The sequence below is a fragment of the Myroides sp. genome (assembly GCF_032073645.1).
In the GTDB taxonomy this organism is placed as follows: Bacteria; Bacteroidota; Bacteroidia; order Flavobacteriales; family Flavobacteriaceae; genus Flavobacterium; species Flavobacterium odoratimimum.
Genome location: NZ_DAMANB010000016.1, coordinates 12726 through 31491, shown reverse-complemented (window position 1 = coordinate 31491; position 18766 = coordinate 12726). Strand labels below are relative to the sequence as shown.

Here is an 18766-nt window from a genome sequence, read left to right as displayed (position 1 = left end):
TTGTTATGTCAAGTATAGAGCAATCTGCAAAAGGAAAAAAAGACGGAGATATCAGATATTTAACGCCTTTAAACATTGAAACAAACAAAACTAAAAAGTATTGTCGTTTCAAAAAATCAGGAATCAAATACATCGACTATAAAGATGCTGATTTCTTATTAAAATTCGTTAACGAGCAAGGTAAAATTTTACCACGTCGTTTAACAGGAACTTCTTTAAAATACCAAAGAAAAGTATCTGTAGCGATCAAAAGAGCACGTCACTTAGCTTTAATGCCATACGTAGCTGATTTATTAAAATAATAACAAATCATAAAGTTGTTGGTTTTCATTCGTGAAACCTAACTTCTTATAAAAAGGACATCAACAATGGAAATTATCTTAAAACAAGACGTTCAAAAGTTAGGATTTAAAGATGACGTAGTAACTGTTAAACCAGGATACGGACGTAACTATTTAATCCCTCAAGGGATGGCTGTATTAGCTACTCCATCTGCTAAAAAAGTATTAGCTGAGAACTTAAAACAAAGAGCGCACAAAGAAGCTAAATTAGTAGCTGATGCTAAAGTTATCGCTGAGGCGTTAAAAGCTTTAGAAATCAAGATTGCTGTTAAAGCTGGTGGTGAAAAATTATTCGGATCTGTAACTAATGCAGATATCGCTGAGGTTTTCGCTAAAAATGGTCAAGAAGTTGACAGAAAATACATCACTTCAGGAGTTATCAAACGTTTAGGTAAATATACTGCTAACGTTCGTTTACACCGTGATGTAATCGTTGAAGTTGATTACGAAGTAATCGCTGAGCAAGAATAGTCTTAAAAGATTATATATAGAAAAGGCCTTCCATTTGGAAGGCCTTTTTTTTTGCTATATAATTTAGCTAAATTATGTAAGGGAGGTTGGTTGATTACTAGTGTTTTTTTGTATCTTGGAAGTGTATAAAACTAAGCTGTGAAAAATAGCTTAATACTTCATTTATAGGAAGTAAGTAGTCGATTTAGTAGTGTTTAAAAACAAAAAGTAGTTATGAATAGATTAGTGAGAGTTTTAGGTATAGTTGTTATTGGGGTGTCTTTATTTGCTTGTAAGGATGACAAAGATACTTCTGGTGCAGAAGGAGAGGTGATAGAAACAGTGGTGACAGATGAAAGTACTAATAAAAATAAGGTAGAAGAAGAAGATACAACTACACCATGGCAGAACTTATACGAGCAAGAACCTGCTATTCTAAAGAGTACTGAAAAGATATTTAAGATCGACAATAAGAAAGCTGTTACGCTAATGGATGAGTCGAATAAGATATCTGTGAGTAAAGATGGGCTTGAGACAGTATTAGCTGCGTTAAAGACTACTGCGGCTAAAGACTATTTAGGTGAAGACTTCAATAAGGCTGTAATAGCTAATGGTGGTACGGGAGTAGTGGTGAGAGTAGATGTGTCTCCGAATGCAAAGAATGATGGTTCTAATAAAAGAGGAAATTACTATCAATTCACTATTTATGAAAATTATGAAGATAGAATAGTGACGGTGGGTACATTCATTTTTGATGTAAGAACGTTGTCATTTTATGAAATGGATATTGTGGAGGCAGATTATGTGCCATTAAAGTATGCAGTGTCTATGAAGAAGTCTTTAGCAGAGATAGTACAGAATTAATTTATCACATTATACGAATTGAAATGAAGGTATTATCTTTGTTTCAAATGCAATTTATATTATGAAATACAGTAGGCTTACGAAAGAGCAGTTTGAAGAATTACACCCAGAGTTTATTAACTTCTTAGCTGCACAGCAGATAGATAAGAATGAATGGGATAAGATAAAAGAAGAAAAGCCAGAAGTAGCAGAACAAGAGTTAGATATTTTCTCAGATTTAATTTGGGAAGGAGTACTGACGAATGCTAAATATTTAGAACATTATTCTAAGAGCCATATATTTTTGTTTGGTTTCGACGATAAAGAAATCAAGACTATCGTAATTAAGAGTAAACAATCAGATATAGATCTTTTAAGTAAAGAAGGACTGCAATGGTTATCAGATGCAGTGTTTACAGAAGATGTGGAAGTGAGACATGGAGGAAAAAGCTTTGGAGAGAATCGCAATGAAGAAATCTTTAGTTTAATCCAACAAGGAGCTATTCTGAGTGATGGTCATTTATATGGTCAATTTAAAGAAATGTTGAAACTGTAATCGTTTTAAAAAATGGATATTAAAGCACAATTAGATTTACTTCGCAAAGAATTAAATGAACATAATTATAATTATTATGTGTTGGATAATCCAACGATTTCAGATTTCGATTTTGATCAGAAATTAAAAGAATTAGAGAAGTTAGAATTAGCTCACCCAGAATATTTTGATATAAATTCTCCAACACAAAGAGTAGGAGGTACGGTGACTAAGAACTTTGATACTATAGTACACCGTTATAGAATGTATTCTTTAGATAACTCTTATTCTAAGGAAGATTTATTAGACTGGGAACAACGTGTACAGAAAGTATTAGGTGATGTGCCAGTAGAGTTTACATGTGAATTAAAGTATGATGGTGCATCTATTACGATTACGTATGAAGATGGAGTGCTGGTAAGAGCAGTGACACGAGGTGATGGAGTGCAAGGGGATGATGTGACTAATAATATTAGAACAATTAGATCAGTTCCTATTCGATTAAACGGAGATTATCCTCAGAGTTTTGATATTCGTGGAGAGATTGTATTGCCATTGGCAGGGTTTGAAAAGATGAATCAAGATTTGATAGAAATCGGAGAGACGCCTTATTCTAATCCAAGAAATACAGCTTCTGGTAGTTTGAAATTACAAGATAGTGCCGAGGTTGCAAAACGTCCTTTAGATTGTCTACTTTATAATATAGTAGGAAGTGATCTAGGGGTAACAACACAATATGAAAGTTTAGACAAAGCTAGAGCATGGGGATTTAAAGTTCCTACTATCTCTAAGTTAGCTAAGAATATTGATGAAGTATTAGAGTTTATAAATTATTGGGATATTCATAGACATGAGCTACCTTATGAGACAGATGGAGTGGTGGTTAAGGTCAATTCATTGCATTATCAAGATGAATTAGGGTATACTTCTAAAGCACCGAGATGGGCTATAGCATATAAATTTAAAGCTGAACAAGCAGAGACTGTATTAAACTCTATATCATATCAAGTAGGTAGAACAGGTGCTATAACTCCTGTAGCAAACTTGGAACCTGTACAGTTGGCAGGAACGATAGTAAAACGTGCTTCTTTACACAATGCAGATCAGATAGCGAAGTTAGATATTCGTGTAAATGACTCTGTATATGTGGAAAAAGGAGGAGAGATTATCCCGAAAATAGTAGGTGTGAATTTAGAGGCTAGACCAGCTGACTCTGAACGTACAGTATACATTAAGGAATGCCCTGAATGTGGTACTAAGTTAAAGAGAAGTGTCGGGGAGGCACAACACTATTGTTCAAATGTGTATGGATGTCCACCTCAAATAGCGGGTAGGATACAGCACTTTATCTCTCGTAAGGCGATGGATATAGAGGGGCTGGGAGAAGAAACTGTAGTACTGTTGTACAAAAATGAATTAGTAGAGAATTACGCTGACTTATACGAGTTAAAGAAAGAAGATGTTCTAGGTTTAGAACGCATGGGAGAGAAGTCTGCAGATAATCTGATAAAAGGTATAGAAGCTTCTAAACAGGTTCCTTTTGAACGTGTATTATACGCATTAGGGATCCGTTATGTAGGAGAGACTGTGGCTAAAAAGTTAGCAAATCATTATAAGACAATAGATGCTCTGGCAGAAGCTCCGTTAATGGAGTTGATAACAGTAGATGAAATTGGAGAAAGAATAGCACAAAGTGTAATAGACTTCTTTAGTAGTGATATTAATAAAGAAATAATTGCTAGACTAAAGGGATATGGTGTGCAATTTGTGTTAGAAGAAAAGGAATCTACGGTAGTGTCAGATGTTCTTCTAGGACAGACATTAGTGGTATCTGGGGTGTTTGAACAAATGTCTCGCGATGAGATTAAACAAGCTATCGAAGATCATGGAGGAAAAGTAGGAAGTTCTATTACCTCTAAGACTAATTATGTCGTGGCAGGAGATAAAATGGGACCATCTAAGCTAGAAAAAGCAAATAAACTAGGTATTAAAATATTAACAGAAGCGGAGTTTATTGCGTTAATTCAATAATTCGATGTTAAATGTAGTATTACCTAATTAGCTATTTGTTTATCTTTACAAAAACAGTAACTTATATGTGGTTTAATACTTTAAAGAAAAGATCACTTCAAAAAGTAGTAGAAAAGTCAACATTAAAAGCAGTACCGGTCGATTTTAAATATGATTTTAAAGAAATCGGTATTGTAGTAGATAAAGCAGAAGCTAAGGTTATTCCAGATTTAATTAAAAGTTTAGAAAGAAAAGGAATACCTAGTACAAAAATACATTTCTTGGTTTATGCAAAAGATAGCAAGAAGAATAATGAGGAGCACCTGTTTGGGATGAGTGAGTTCACATTAACAGGAGGTATAGAGAATAAAGAAGTCCTTGAGTTTATTGAAAAGAAATGTGATTTGTTGATTAGTTATTATACAAATCAGGCTTTGCCTTTATTATGGGTGACATCAAAGTCTAATGCTATTTTTAAAGTGGGAGTTTCCTCAGAAAATACACAATTGAATCATTTTAGTTTAGCTTTAGAGCGATTAGATGTAGAGAATTTTGTAGACAATTTATTTAAATATATTAACGTTTTTAAAAATTAATAATTAGAAGAACTATGCAATCACTTATTGGTACGGGAGTGGCATTAGTAACGCCATTTAACAGCGATTTTTCTGTAGATGTAGAAGCATTACAGAATTTGGTAGAATTTACAATAGCAGGAGGGGTAGAGTATCTAGTAGTATTAGGAACTACTGGGGAGTCAGCAACTCTTAGTAAGGAAGAAAAACAGTTAGTCAAACGTACCGTAATAAAGGCTAATAAGAAAAGATTGCCATTAGTATTAGGAGTAGGAGGAAATAATACACATGCTGTATTAGATGAATTAACACAGGAGAACTTAGAAGGGTTTGATGCTATATTATCAGTATCACCTTATTATAATAAACCTACACAAGAAGGAATTTATCAGCACTTCAAAATGATTGCTGAGAATAGTCCATTACCTATTATTTTATACAATGTACCTGGTAGAACAGGAAGTAATATGGCAGTAGGGACTGTAGTTCGTTTAGCGAATGAGTTTAAGAATATCATTGGTATAAAAGAGGCAGCGGGAAGTATGGTACAAGGGATGGAGTTAATCCGTCAAAGTACTCGCAAAGACTTTTTAGTAATATCAGGAGATGATGCGATCGCATTGCCTTTGGTGTTAGCAGGAGGAGCTGGAGTTATTTCAGTAATAGGACAAGGTGTTCCTCAAAAGTTTACAGATATGATTCGCCTAGGATTAAAAGGAGATATCAAAGAGGCATTTAAATTACAATATGAATTAATGCCTATTATCGATATGATCTTTGAACAAGGAAACCCTGCTGGAATCAAAGAGATATTAAAGTTAGAAGGAGTGATGCAAAATACGCTTCGTTTGCCATTGGTTAATGTAGATACAGACTTAGCTTCAAGAATCGAAAAAGAAATTAAAATACTGAATTAAAAAAAGAAAGTTATGTTATCAGAAAAATTAGAAAAAGCACTTAATGAGCAGATTAAAATAGAGGGGGATTCTTCTCAGATTTATTTAGAGATGGCTTCTTGGGCAGAGATTCAAGGATTCGAAGGGATTGCTACTTTTATGTTCGCACAATCAGATGAAGAACGTCAACATATGCTTAAATTAGTTAAATATGTAAACCAAAGAGGAGGACAAGCTGTTATCCCTGCTGTGACAAAGCCAGAGTTGGATCACACATCATTTAAAGCGTTGTTTAAGCAATTGTTTGATCATGAGGTGTTTGTTTCAAAAAGCATTAATGAATTAGTACATATAGCTTTAGAAGAGAGAGATTATGCAACTCATAATTTCTTACAGTGGTATGTGTCAGAACAAATAGAAGAAGAAGCTACAGCACGTACAATTCTTGATAAGATAAACCTTATTGGAGATGATAAAGGAGGTTTATATTTATTCGATAATGATATTAAAAACTTTAACCAACAAGCGAATAATAACCCAGCAGTTTAATCGTTTAAGGAATAATGATTTATATGAAAAGATGTCATTTTAGACATCTTTTCTTTTTAATATAAAAAGCTTTTTGTATAATGCAATTATTAATTTAAATTTGCATTTGCTTTTACAGGACTATCTTGGAAATGCTTTTGTCAAAAACAACGAAAAACATTTATGAAAAAATATATCGGTTTATCTATTCTTATGCTTTCAATAGCGAGCTGTGGACCAATGCAAAAGGCTTTGAAATCAGAGGATTATGAATATAAAAAAGAAGTAGCAAATCAGTTTTTTGAGAAAGGGAAATATAGAAATGCTATTCGTCTTTATGAACAATTAGAGACTGTTTATAGAGCGAATCCTAAAGCAGAAGATATGTTTTTTAACTTCGCTGAGGCGACTTATTTGACAAAAGACTATGAATTATCAGGGTTTCGTTTTAAAAACTTTGCGGCTACATATCCAAGAAGTGATAAGCGTGAAGAAGCTCTTTTAAAAGAGATTAAGTCTGGTGTCGCATTATCACCTGTGTACTCTTTAGATCAAAGAGTGACTTATGATGTAATAGATAAATTACAAAAGTTTATTGATCAATATCCTGGTTCTAATTTTGTATTTGAAGCTAATTCAATTATGCAAGAGATGAATGAGAAGATCGAGAGAAAGACTTATGAGAATGCAAAGCAGTTAAATACGATTGGAGATTGGACTAGAAATTACAATGCTGCTATCGTAGCATTAGATAACTTTATCTATGATTATCCAGGTACGAAATATAAGGAAGATGCCTTGTTCTATAAGTTTGATTCAGCTTATAAATTAGCAATGAACAGTGTGCATTATAAAATGGAAGAACGTCTGAATACAGCAAAGTCAATGTACGACGTATTAGTTCGTTTTAATGCAGAAACAAAATACAAAAAGCAAGCAGATGGTATGCTTGAAAATATACAAGAAGAATTAGCAAAATTTTCAAAATAACTTAAGCGAAAGAGATGGATTTAAAGAAAACAAATGCTCCAGTAAACACAATTACTTATAACAAAAGTAAGATTGAAGAGCCTACAGGAAATATTTATGAGGCTATTACTATAATTGCTAAGAGAGCAAACCAAATCAACACAGAAATCAAGAATGAGTTGGTTGACAAGTTGGAAGAGTTCGCTACTTACAATGATAGTTTAGATGAAGTATTTGAAAATAAAGAACAAATAGAAGTATCTAAATTTTATGAAAAATTGCCTAAAGCTCAAGCATTAGCTGTAGAAGAGTGGTTAGAAGGTAAAGTTTCATACAAAGAACAATAGAACATAAATAATACTTAGTGATGTCAAGTTTAGGCGGTAAAAAAATAATACTAGGTGTAACTGGTGGAATTGCCGCGTATAAGACGGCACACTTAGTACGTTTACTTATAAAAGCAGGTGCCGAGGTCCAAGTGATCATGACACCTGCTTCTCATCAATTTGTAACTCCTTATACTTTATCTACTTTATCAAAGAATCCAGCATATACAAATTTCTTCAATGATGCTGGTGAAGGAGGGACATGGAATAATCATGTTGATTTAGCACTCTGGGCTGACCTAATGGTTATAGCTCCTGCGACTGCCAATACATTAGCGAAGATGGCTAATGGATATTGCGATAATCTCTTAATGGCAATCTATCTATCTGCTAAGTGCCCTGTTATGGTAGCACCTGCGATGGACTTAGATATGTATGTGCACCCTACTACAGACCGTAATTTAGCCTTGTTAGAAGGTTATGGTAATCTTATCATTCCTGCTGAGGAAGGTGAATTAGCAAGTGGTTTAGTTGGGAAAGGTCGTATGGCTGAACCTGAGACAATCTTGCAGGCTGTAAAAGATGTGTTGTTAAATAATTTGCCCCTAAAAGGAAGAAAATTATTAATAACTGCGGGGCCTACATACGAACCTATAGATCCTGTGCGTTTTATAGGTAATCATTCTTCTGGAAAAATGGGGTATGATATCGCTCTAGAGGCTGCTAAGCAAGGTGCTGATGTAGTATTAGTATCAGGTCCTAGCAATCAGAAAATAGCGCATGAACGAGTAAAGGTTATCTCGGTTATGTCTGCTATGGAGATGTATGAGGCGTGTCATCAGTATTATGCTGATGTGGATGCTGTGGTTGCCGCTGCTGCAGTAGCAGATTATCGACCTAAAGAAGTAGCTACTGAAAAGATTAAAAAGAACAGTGAAGAGTTTATAATAGAAATGGATAAGAATCCTGATATATTAGCTTCACTAGGTGCTATAAAGAAAGAACAGTTTCTGATAGGTTTTGCACTAGAAACTCAAAATGAGATAGAACACGCAAAAGCTAAAATCAAGAAGAAGAATTTAGATTTAATTGTTTTAAATTCTTTAAAAGATGAAGGAGCAGGTTTTGGAAAACCAACGAATAAGGTTACCTTTATAGATAAAGATTTTAATATAGAACCTAAGGAATTAAAATCTAAAGAAGAAGTAGCTCAGGATATTATATATAAGATAATTAAACATTATGAATAAACTTATTTGGCTTTTTGGTTCGCTTTTTATAGTTCTAAACAGTTATGCTCAGGAGCTTAATGCAATAGTAACGGTTAACCATAGCCAAGTAGGAAATAGTAATCAAGCTTATTTCAAATCACTAGAGAAATCACTTAAAGATTTTATAAACAATACCAGTTGGACATCTAAGAAGTTTTCTCCAGTGGAGAGGATAGATTGTATGTTCTTTCTGAATGTAACTACTTACGGTAATAATACAGTATCTGGAACCCTTCAGGTCAAATCATCTAGACCTGTTTATGGATCTGGATATTCTACACAAGTATTATTGTTCAACGATAAGGATATTGTTTTTAATTATATTGAGTTTGAATCTCTTTATTACAATCCCAATTCATACGACTCTAATTTGACTTCTTTGATAGGATTTTATGCGAATCTAATTATAGGATTGGACGCAGAAACGTTTAGTAAAGGTGGAGGGAGTACTTATTTGCAAACAGCAAATGGTATAGCTTCTATTGCTCAGCAAGGAAATTATAGAGGATGGAAGCAAGGGGATGGTAGTAATACAAGATATTCTTTTATTAGTGATTTAGCTTCGGGAGTTGGAGAGGCTTATAAAGATGCTTTATATAAATATCACCGTTTAGGATTAGATCGTATGAGTGATAATGTAGCGGATGGAAGAGATGGTATTCTGCAAGCTTTAACAGCTTTAGAAGGTTTTAATTCTACTCGACCAAATTCTTTTCTGACACGTGTTTTCTTTGATTCTAAAACAGATGAGTTGATAGGTGTTTATGGTGGAGTGACAGATAAAAATAAGAAACGTGTAGTGGAATTATTGAATAAATTAGCTCCATTAAATGGATTAAAATGGAATAGTCTTTAGTTCTAAAATTAAGTTATATGCTTATATCATTAACAATCAAAAACTTTGCACTTATTGATACATTAGAAATAGATTTTTCTGATGGCTTTTCTATTATTACAGGTGAAACAGGAGCTGGTAAGTCTATTGTGTTAGGTGCATTAGGTTTGTTACAAGGAAAACGTGCTGATTTATCTTCTCTAAAGGATAAAGAAGTGAAGTGTGTTATAGAAGGTCATTTTAGTATTGGTAAATATGGATTGAAGGATTTATTCAATGAGTTAGAATTAGAATATGAAGATGTGACGATTATAAGAAGGGAGATTTCTCCTTCTGGTAAATCTAGAGCCTTTGTAAATGATAGCCCTGTTAATTTATCTGATTTGCAACAATTAACAGAACACTTAATAGATATACATTCCCAACATCAAACAATGGAATTGTCTGATGAAAATTACCAAATGCAAATTGTTGATGCAGTTGCAAGTAATAGCAATATTTTAGAGGAGTATAAAGGACATTTAGTATTATACAAGAAAGCCCAAACACAATTAAGAAGTTTACAACAACAACAGGCTGATTTAATCAAAGAACAAGATTATAATGCTTTTCTTTTAGAAGAGTTGATTCAAGGTAACCTTGATGGATTAGATCAACAAGAATTAGAGCAAGAGTACGAAAAACTGAATAATGTTGAGTTTGTAAGAGAAAGCTTTGGACAATCAATTAATCTTTTGGCAGACGATGAAGTAGGGGCGGTTTATAGATTGAAGGAGGTAAAGCAATTATTACAGAAAACGAGTACCATTTCTAAAGATTATGAAGAGTTATATACTCGTATTAGTAGTGTAGAAATAGAGCTGAAAGATCTGTCTGATGAGATAGAACGCCAATTAGATAATGTGTCTGCAGATTCTGAACAATTAGATTTAATTAATGATCGCTTACAATTACTATATAATCTACAGAGAAAACATCAAGTAGCTACTGTAGAAGAATTATTAGCTATTAGAAGTGAACTGGAAGAGAAAGTAGATCTAGCTAGTGGAATAGACGATAAAATAAGCTCATTAGAAAGAGAAATTGATAAGTTAAGTGTTGTTTTACACGAAGTAGGAGATAAGCTCTCAGAATCGAGAATAAAGGCTGTTCCTGTTTTAGTCAAACAACTATTAGAGATATTGTCATTAGTAGGAATACCTAATGCCAACTTCAAGTTTGACTTCACTGTATCCAAGAATTTTTTAGCTAATGGGAAAGATGAGTTACAACTGTTGTTTTCTGCTAATAAAGGAATGGATTTCGGTGTGCTAAAGAAAGTTGCTTCAGGAGGAGAATTGTCTAGAATTATGTTAGCGATAAAAGCAATATTAGCTAGGTATTCTAATTTGCCTACTATTATCTTTGATGAGATAGATACTGGGGTTTCTGGAGAAGTAGCTGATAAGATGGGAGTGATTATGAAAGATATGAGTACTCATATGCAGGTGTTTGCTATTACGCATTTACCTCAGATAGCAGCAAAAGGGAAGCAACATTATAAAGTGTACAAAACATCTGATGACGAAACGACTACTTCACAATTGACATTATTAGATTATGAGAGTAGAGTGAAAGAGATAGCACAGATGTTATCAGGGAAAGATATTAGTGATTCTGCTTTAGTTCATGCTAAAGAGTTATTATCAAAATAGAAAAAGCCATCACATGATGGCTTTTTTATTTACGGTTTAGGTTGTTCAAAAATAGTGTGATATATAGTTTGCTTCTCAGTTACTCTAAAGTATCCTAGTGCTTCTTTATCAGGTGTAGTAAGGTTTTTGACATTCCCCTTTATTTTAGAAATAGGTGTCTGAAAAGGACCTCCTCCATTGTTTAAAGCATCAGTTATAAGCCACATATAATCATAATAGTTTCTAGAGATTTGATGTAGATCTATTTGTATCTTGTCACCAGGTTCATAATCTTTGTCTGTTGATATGTCTTCTATTAGTTTACCTTTAGAGAACTCGTTAGAACGAACACTTAAGGCAGGTCTTTTATTTTCCCAAAGTAAATTAGTGTAATAATAATTTAATTTATTATCACCTTTATCTGTATCTTGAAAGTAAATTCTAATCGTATAATAGTAATCATTAAAGAACTTTTCTCTTCTTTGTTCTAACCTTTCTATTTTAGGAGTTTCAACTAACCTTTCGGTTGCTTCATAAATATCATTATCATACTCTATGTGTAATTTATATTTATTTTTCACAAAGTCTTTTTTAATAGAAGTAGAGATATATCTTCCAGTCTTATTGAGTTCTTTGAACTGATGTTTAGTTCCTTTTTCGTCTTCTACCCATACTGTTGCATTATGGACTTTAGGTGCTTGTGGATTATAAAAATCTGTAGTCAAAGATAGATTGATACTTAGGGTATCTTGTTTGTTCTCTGCATCAAAATCGAGATTACCTTCAACAACTAATCTTGGAGGTGCTGTTGGTAAGTCTATATCTATTACATGCTCACAAGAAGTAAGGTATAATAGAATAGAGAGTATACTTATATATTTGAGAATATTCATTTGATTAGAATTTAAAGTTATAGGTTACACTTGGAACCATTCCGAAAATAGACATTTTAACAGCTTCATTCTGTCCTCTGTGATCTTTGTGTTCACGGAATGATATAGAAGCGGCATTGGCTCTTCCATAAAGATTATATATGCCGAATACCCATTCACTTTGCCACTTTCTACTTGTGTTTTTTGTAGGGGTATAAGTTGCTGATACGTCTAAGTGATGATAAGCAGGTAGGCTGTAAGCACCTCTTTTCCCAAAATTAGGAACACTCTGACCTAAATAGTCATATCTTCCTTCTGGGTAAGATGTTGGTCGTCCTGATTGTAAGGTAAAGCTAGCGCTAAGATCCCACTTCTTGTTTAATTGGTACATAGCCGTAACAGAAAAGTCATGTGTTTTATCATAAGCAGTTCTATACCATTGACCATTATTTATTCCTGGCTCATCTGGTGTTCTACCAGGTGTTCTCTGCTCTGATTTTGCTAAGGTGTAGGATACCCATCCTGTAAGTCTACCTAGATTCTTACGCACCAATAGCTCTAGTCCGTATGCTCTAGATTCACCACTAAGTATTACGCGTTCTAAAGCATCATTACCTATCAGTTGTGCACCATCTATATAATCTACTCTGTTATCTCCTTTTTTATAGTAAACCTCTGTTTCTAAACTATATTTTCCTTCTTTAAAGTTTCTGAAGTATCCTAATGCAACTTGATCAACGAGTTCTGGCTTGATATATTTACTACTTGGTGTCCAGATATCTAATGGAGTTGGTGCTGCCGTATTAGACATTAAATGAAGATACTGAGCCATTCTATTATAACTAGCTTTAATAGATTGATCATCATTAATAATATAAGCAATGCCGAAGCGTGGTTCAAAATTATTGTAGTTTTGAATACTCTTACCTCTATTATAAGATTCAGTCCCTATGATATCTGCCATCTTGTATAAACCTAGTTCAGAGTCATATCTTACAGGTTGATTGTTTTGATATAGATTGATATTTTCTTTTCCTAGATTAGTAAATGTAGAAAACCTAGCCCCATAGTTTAAATTGAAATGTTGACCAATACTCTGTTCTGCTTCTAAATAAACACCTCCTTCAAAAGCGTATTTAGAATCTATCTTCTTATAGATAATAGATGAGTCTGGTTTTGTTGGCTTAATTACTCCTGGAGAAAAATCATAGTAAAGACCACTTACTCCATATTTTAATTGAAGATTACTATGGATGTCATGAGTTAGATCATATTTTAATGAGTAACTTTTAATATCAGAATCCCATTTAAAGCCAGTTATTTCCATATCTAGACCATATACATAGTCACTGTATGAAGTGGTAAGTTTACTACTTAGATTATCTGAGAATAAATGATGCCATTGAAGATTTAAAATTGAGTTTCCAAAGGTGTTCTTTAATAACTGACTAAAACTAAATACATCTCGTCCGAAATAACCAGATAAGGTTAGTTTATTGTTTTCGTTTAAATCAAAGTTTAATTTAGTGTTTAAATCATAAAAATAAGCAGAGTTCTTATTGTCTGTTAACTTTAGGAATAAATGTGCATACGAGGCTCTTCCTGCTACTAAGAAGGAAGATTTTCCTTTCTGCATAGGGCCTTCTGCCATTAATCTACTAGAGATAACTCCTATACCTCCTGTGCCATGAAACTCCTCAGTATTACCATTTTTTTGGAATACTTCTAATACAGAAGAAGCTCGTCCTCCAAATCTAGCTGGTATTCCTCCTTTGTATAGCTTGATGTCTTGAAGTGCGTCTGAATTAAACACTGAGAAGAAACCAAATAGGTGAGAAGAGCTAAAAACATTTGCATCATCTAAAAGTACTAAGTTCTGTCCTGCACTTCCGCCTCGCACATTAAATCCTGACGCTCCTTCACCCGCATTTGTTACACCAGGGAGTTGTAAGATAGACTTTAAAACATCTGTTTCGCCTAGTACAACAGGCATTTTTTTAACTTCCTCTATAGATAATTTATTGACACTCATCTCTGGTGTTCTAATGTCTGCTTTTGTAGAGTTCTTTACTATGACTACTTCGTCTAATTGTGCAGTGTCAGGTTTTAGGATGATTTTTACTGTATTATCTTTAGTTGTGTCTATATTAGCATGATGATTAGTGTAACCTAAGTATGATACTAGAATATTATACTGTCCTGATGGAATAGAGATACTAAACTCTCCTAACTCATTAGTGGTAGTAGCTAGATCTAATTCTTTTATATAGACAGTAGCTCCTATAAGGGGAGAGTTTTTATCTAGTACCTTTCCTTTTAATATTGTTTGTACTTGTTCATTTATGACATTAGCCATCGTATGCTGTACATGAAAAGGAATTGTAGATACGTAGAAACTCAGTCCCAATAAATAATTGGTAAACTTTTTGTGATTAATCATTCGTTTATCTTATTATGTTTCAATGCAAAAATAGATAAGTAATTATTGCTATTTGTTTAATTAAACGCTGATGAAGTAGCTATTATTTTAATGGCTTTCAAATAAATAGTAATGAAAGGATAATGATATTATTAATGATTCTTTACATTTGTTTGTATGAAGTCACTATGGAAATTTTATTCTAATTTTTGGTTGAGGAATGTGTCGGTTATCATTCTACTTCTTAGTGTATTTACATTCGTCGCTTCTGTAGATAAGAGTGATCGCTCATTATCTGAGATTTGGGAAGAGTTAGTGCCTTCTTTCTTTATAGTATATGGTTGTATTTTAATTAGTAATATTTTGCTGATTAAGAGATATATGATTACCAAACGATACAATATTTTTTTACCATTATTTACTATCTATTGGATTGTTGTTCTAATTGGTACTGGGTTGTTAAATATGCTTATAGATGGATTTGATTCTTGGTTAAGTGAAATTCTCAATACTATATTTTTAATGTTTTTAGGCTCTGGAACTTATTTTATTCATTTATGGGTGTTTAATGATATTACAGTTCGTGAAAAGCGTTTGGTAAATACTGTAGCTGAGTTAGACTTCCTCAAGATGCAGTTAAACCCACATTTCCTTTTAAACGCAATGAATAATTTATATGGGGAGGCTTTAACGAATCCAAGGGAAACGCCTGAGCGGATTTTGCAATTATCACATTTATTGAGATATCAATTAGAAGCAACCAAAAGAGAATTTGTTTCTTTAGATCAAGAAATAGAATTTTTAAAAGAATATTTTAATTACTATAAGTTTAGGACAAACGATTTAGTCGTAGATATAAAATATGAAGGGGATATTGAGAAGTTTCAAGTGCCTCCACTTTTGTATTTTAGTTTGGTTGAAAATGCGATAAAATTTGCTTTACAAACTGAATTTCCTTTTATAAAATTAAGAGGATATGCTAGAGATAATCATTTGCTGTTCGAATTAGAAAACAGTTGTTTGCCTGACGAAATGTTGCAAAAAGGAACAGGTGTTGGGCTTTTAAATCTAGAAAGAAGACTAGAAGTCTCCCAGTTGAGATATAAATTTACAAAGAACAAATCAAAGTATTATTATAAAACCACTTTAGAATTATGGGAATTACCTACCAGTGTTTAATAGTAGATGATGAGAAACCTGCACATCAGGTGCTTTTAAGTCATATTAAGCAATGCGATGATTTAGAATGTATAGGGCATGCTTATAGTGGAAAAGAAGCTTTAACTTTTTTACAAAGTAATGAAGTAGATATATTATTCTTAGATATTAATATGCCTTTAGTATCAGGATTAGAGTTGCTAGAAATGTTACCTATTAAGCCTACTACGATTGTGACTACAGCGTATTCAGAATTTGCATTAGAATCTTATCAGAATGATGCAGTCGACTATTTATTAAAACCAATAGCTTTTAGTAAGTTCCTTAAAGCAGTTGTAAAAGCAAAGGTATTCTGTAAGGATAGAAAAGAAAATAATCGCAAGAGCGAACTTCAAAAAGTATTAATAAAAGAAGATGGCTTTGATTATTTTATAGAAATGTCAGATATCATGTATGTTGAAAGTGCAGGTAATTATATCAAGATATTTACTAAAAGTAGGCGTAAGAGTTACTTTGTATATGGGTCGCTAGTAGGGTTTAAAACAGAATTAATAGGAGATAACTTTGTTCAGGTACATCGTTCTTTTATTATTAATAAAGAGTGTATAAAAGAGCGATTTATGAGTAAAGTCATTTTAATGAATGGCGATGAAGTGCCTATTGGGCGTAAGTATCAAATTTTATTAGATCAATAAAAGAGAGTATAAAAAAAGGTCATCAGTTAACTGATGACCTTTTTTAGTATATCGATGCTATATTAGATAGTGTCAATAATTTGGTTTAAAGTAGCACTTGGACGCATAGCTTTAGCTGTGTCAGCTACATTTGATTGGTAATAACCACCGATGTTTTGAGCTTTACCTTGAGAAGCGATTAACTCTTCGTTGATTTTAGCTTCAGCTTCAGTCATTGCTTTTGCGATAGGAGCAAATTTAGCTTGTAACTCAGCATCTTTAGATTGGTTAGCTAATGCTTCTGCCCAATACATTGCTAAGTAGAAGTGAGAACCACGATTATCGATAGATCCAACTCTACGAGCAGGTGATTTATCATTGTCTAAGAACTTAGCAGTAGCTTCGTCTAATGTCTCAGCTAATACCATCGCTTTAGGGTTGTTTTGAGTTTGGCTTAAGTGTTCGAATGAAGCACCTAGAGCTAAGAACTCTCCTAAAGAATCCCAACGTAAATATCCTTCTTCAATGAATTGTTCGATATGTTTAGGTGCAGAACCTCCTGCTCCAGTTTCGAATAATCCACCACCATTCATTAATGGAACGATAGATAACATCTTAGCTGAAGTACCTACTTCTAAGATTGGGAATAAATCTGTTAAGTAATCACGTAATACATTTCCTGTTACAGAGATTGTATCTAGACCTTGACGGATTCTTTCTACAGATACTTTAGTAGCTTCTACTGGGTTTAAGATTCTGATATCTAATCCAGTAGTATCGTGATCTTTTAAGTATGTATTTACTTTAGCGATGATTTCTCTATCATGAGCTCTATTCTCATCTAACCAGAAGATAGCAGGAGTATCAGATAAACGAGAACGGTTAACAGCTAGTTTAACCCAGTCTTGGATAGGAGCGTCTTTAGTTTGACACATTCTGAATATATCTCCAGCTTCTACATTTTGTTCGAAGAAGATATTTCCTTTATCATCAGATACGCGGATTACTCCATTTGTATCAGCTTGGAATGTTTTGTCATGAGAACCATATTCTTCCGCTTTTTGAGCCATAAGACCTACGTTAGGAACAGATCCCATAGTAGTAGGGTTATAAGCACCATTAGCTTTACAGTCTTCGATTACAGTTTGGTATACACCAGCGTAACAACGGTCTGGAATGATAGCTAAAGTATCTTGTGATTTTCCTTCAGCATTCCACATTTGTCCTGAAGTACGGATCATAGCTGGCATAGAAGCATCTACGATAACGTCAGAAGGAACGTGTAAGTTAGTGATACCTTTATCAGAGTTCACCATTGCGATAGCAGGACCATTAGCAATAGCAGCATCAATAGCAGCTTTTACTTCAGCTTCTTGAGCATGTCCAGCTAATTTAGCGTATAAATCACCTAATCCATTATTTGGGATAATACCTAATTCTGCAAATAAAGTAGCATATTTAGCATATACTTCTTTGAAGTAAACTTCTACTACAGCACCGAAGATGATAGGGTCAGAAACCTTCATCATTGTCGCTTTTAAGTGAGTAGAGAATAAGATACCTTTTGCCTTAGCTTCTTCTTTACATTCAGAAACGAACGCTTTTAATTTATTTACGTTTAGTACAGATGAGTCAATGATTTCACCTTTTAATAAAGGAGCGTAATCTTTTAATAATTTAATAGCACCATCAGTACCTACAAATTCGATTTTATATTTACAGTTATCAGCTATAGTTACTGATTTTTCACTACCATAAAAATCACCTTCAGACATAGAAGCTACTCTTGTTTTAGAATCAGCTGACCATGCTCCCATTGAGTGTGGGTGTTTTTTAGCATAGTTTTTAACTGCTTTAGGAGCTCTACGATCTGAATTTCCTTCACGTAACACAGGGTTTACAGCAGAACCTAAGATTTTAGCATATCTAGCTTTAATCTCTTTTTCTTCTTCAGTCTTAGCATCTGCAGTATAGTTAGGCACAGCATAACCATGAACTTGCAATTCTTTAATAGCAGCATTTAACTGAGGAATAGAAGCAGAGATGTTTGGAAGTTTAATGATATTAGCTTCTGGAGTCTTCGCTAATTCTCCTAATTCTGCTAATGCATCACCGATTCTTTGCTCTTCTTTTAAGAACTCAGAGAAAGTTGCAAGAATACGTCCTGCTAAAGATATATCTCTTGTTTCAACATCTATACTTGCTGTTTTAGCAAATGCTTGTACAATAGGTAAGAACGAATACGTAGCTAACATTGGAGCCTCGTCTGTAAACGTGTAAAGGATTTTAGATTTTTGTGTCATTTTTTATTTACTTTAAATGAAAACAATATTATCGTTAAATATATTTTGTTTAAAACTTGAAATTTATATAGCAAATATACTAAATATG

The 18766-nt window shown here is 33.4% G+C and carries 18 protein-coding genes; 15 read left to right on the top strand and 3 right to left on the bottom strand.

Annotated features, from left to right (window positions below):
- The first annotated feature begins 5 nt into the window (after nucleotides 1–5).
- From rpsR to recN, 13 genes are all read left to right on the top strand, one after another.
- A complete protein-coding gene (gene rpsR, locus RT228_RS12230; RefSeq protein WP_006260233.1) occupies nucleotides 6–302 on the top strand; it encodes a 30S ribosomal protein S18 in 297 nt (98 codons plus the stop codon).
- Between the two features lie 66 nt (nucleotides 303–368).
- Nucleotides 369–812 (top strand): 50S ribosomal protein L9, encoded by a 444-nt coding sequence (gene rplI / locus RT228_RS12225; protein ID WP_006260232.1) that lies wholly within the window; start codon nucleotides 369–371, stop codon nucleotides 810–812.
- 213 nt (nucleotides 813–1025) lie between these two features.
- On the top strand, nucleotides 1026–1655 hold the full coding sequence (locus RT228_RS12220; RefSeq protein ID WP_006260231.1) for a hypothetical protein: 630 nt from the start codon (nucleotides 1026–1028) through the stop codon (nucleotides 1653–1655).
- A gap of 61 nt (nucleotides 1656–1716) precedes the next feature.
- Nucleotides 1717–2190: a DUF6495 family protein gene (locus RT228_RS12215; RefSeq protein ID WP_006260230.1), complete on the top strand. Its 474-nt coding sequence runs from the start codon at nucleotides 1717–1719 to the stop codon at nucleotides 2188–2190.
- Between the two features lie 12 nt (nucleotides 2191–2202).
- Nucleotides 2203–4200, top strand: a complete 1998-nt coding sequence (ligA, locus tag RT228_RS12210) for an NAD-dependent DNA ligase LigA (protein WP_006260229.1) — start codon at nucleotides 2203–2205, stop codon at nucleotides 4198–4200.
- A gap of 65 nt (nucleotides 4201–4265) precedes the next feature.
- A complete protein-coding gene (locus RT228_RS12205; RefSeq protein WP_006260228.1) occupies nucleotides 4266–4775 on the top strand; it encodes a DUF6913 domain-containing protein in 510 nt (169 codons plus the stop codon).
- Nucleotides 4776–4789: 14 nt separating this feature from the next.
- Entirely contained in the window at nucleotides 4790–5671 is an 882-nt protein-coding gene (gene dapA / locus RT228_RS12200; RefSeq protein WP_006260226.1) for a 4-hydroxy-tetrahydrodipicolinate synthase, read from the top strand.
- 12 nt (nucleotides 5672–5683) lie between these two features.
- Entirely contained in the window at nucleotides 5684–6199 is a 516-nt protein-coding gene (locus tag RT228_RS12195) for a ferritin (protein WP_006260225.1), read from the top strand.
- A gap of 162 nt (nucleotides 6200–6361) precedes the next feature.
- On the top strand, nucleotides 6362–7168 hold the full coding sequence (locus RT228_RS12190) for an outer membrane protein assembly factor BamD (protein WP_006260224.1): 807 nt from the start codon (nucleotides 6362–6364) through the stop codon (nucleotides 7166–7168).
- Nucleotides 7169–7182: 14 nt separating this feature from the next.
- The gene (locus tag RT228_RS12185) at nucleotides 7183–7494 is read left to right on the top strand and encodes a DNA-directed RNA polymerase subunit omega (protein WP_006260223.1); all 312 of its coding nucleotides are present in this window, start codon (nucleotides 7183–7185) and stop codon (nucleotides 7492–7494) included.
- A gap of 20 nt (nucleotides 7495–7514) precedes the next feature.
- The gene (coaBC, locus tag RT228_RS12180) at nucleotides 7515–8723 is read left to right on the top strand and encodes a bifunctional phosphopantothenoylcysteine decarboxylase/phosphopantothenate--cysteine ligase CoaBC (protein ID WP_006260222.1); all 1209 of its coding nucleotides are present in this window, start codon (nucleotides 7515–7517) and stop codon (nucleotides 8721–8723) included.
- Nucleotides 8716–9600, top strand: coding sequence for a DUF4835 family protein (locus tag RT228_RS12175; protein WP_006260221.1), 885 nt, complete (start codon nucleotides 8716–8718; stop codon nucleotides 9598–9600). The genes coaBC and RT228_RS12175 overlap by 8 nt, the downstream gene beginning before the upstream one ends.
- Nucleotides 9601–9617: 17 nt before the next feature.
- Complete coding sequence (recN, locus tag RT228_RS12170; protein WP_006260220.1) at nucleotides 9618–11273, top strand: DNA repair protein RecN; 1656 nt, start codon at nucleotides 9618–9620, stop codon at nucleotides 11271–11273.
- A gap of 29 nt (nucleotides 11274–11302) precedes the next feature.
- On the opposite strand, the gene RT228_RS12165 is transcribed toward recN, so the two are convergent.
- Together RT228_RS12165 and RT228_RS12160 are read right to left on the bottom strand one after the other, a co-directional pair.
- A complete protein-coding gene (locus tag RT228_RS12165) occupies nucleotides 11303–12145 on the bottom strand; it encodes a DUF4249 domain-containing protein (RefSeq protein WP_006260219.1) in 843 nt (280 codons plus the stop codon).
- A gap of 4 nt (nucleotides 12146–12149) precedes the next feature.
- Nucleotides 12150–14564 carry a TonB-dependent receptor gene (locus tag RT228_RS12160; RefSeq protein WP_006260218.1) on the bottom strand — a complete coding sequence of 805 codons (2415 nt, stop codon included), beginning with the start codon at nucleotides 14562–14564 and terminating at the stop codon, nucleotides 12150–12152.
- 156 nt (nucleotides 14565–14720) lie between these two features.
- Here RT228_RS12160 and RT228_RS12155 point away from each other — a divergent pair, with 156 nt between their 5' ends.
- Nucleotides 14721–15722: a sensor histidine kinase gene (locus tag RT228_RS12155; protein WP_006260217.1), complete on the top strand. Its 1002-nt coding sequence runs from the start codon at nucleotides 14721–14723 to the stop codon at nucleotides 15720–15722.
- Nucleotides 15698–16396 (top strand): LytR/AlgR family response regulator transcription factor, encoded by a 699-nt coding sequence (locus tag RT228_RS12150; protein WP_006260216.1) that lies wholly within the window; start codon nucleotides 15698–15700, stop codon nucleotides 16394–16396. The genes RT228_RS12155 and RT228_RS12150 overlap by 25 nt, the downstream gene beginning before the upstream one ends.
- A gap of 62 nt (nucleotides 16397–16458) precedes the next feature.
- Here RT228_RS12150 and RT228_RS12145 read toward each other — a convergent pair whose 3' ends face one another.
- Complete coding sequence (locus tag RT228_RS12145; protein WP_006260215.1) at nucleotides 16459–18678, bottom strand: NADP-dependent isocitrate dehydrogenase; 2220 nt, start codon at nucleotides 18676–18678, stop codon at nucleotides 16459–16461.
- Between the last annotated feature and the right edge of the window lie 88 nt (nucleotides 18679–18766).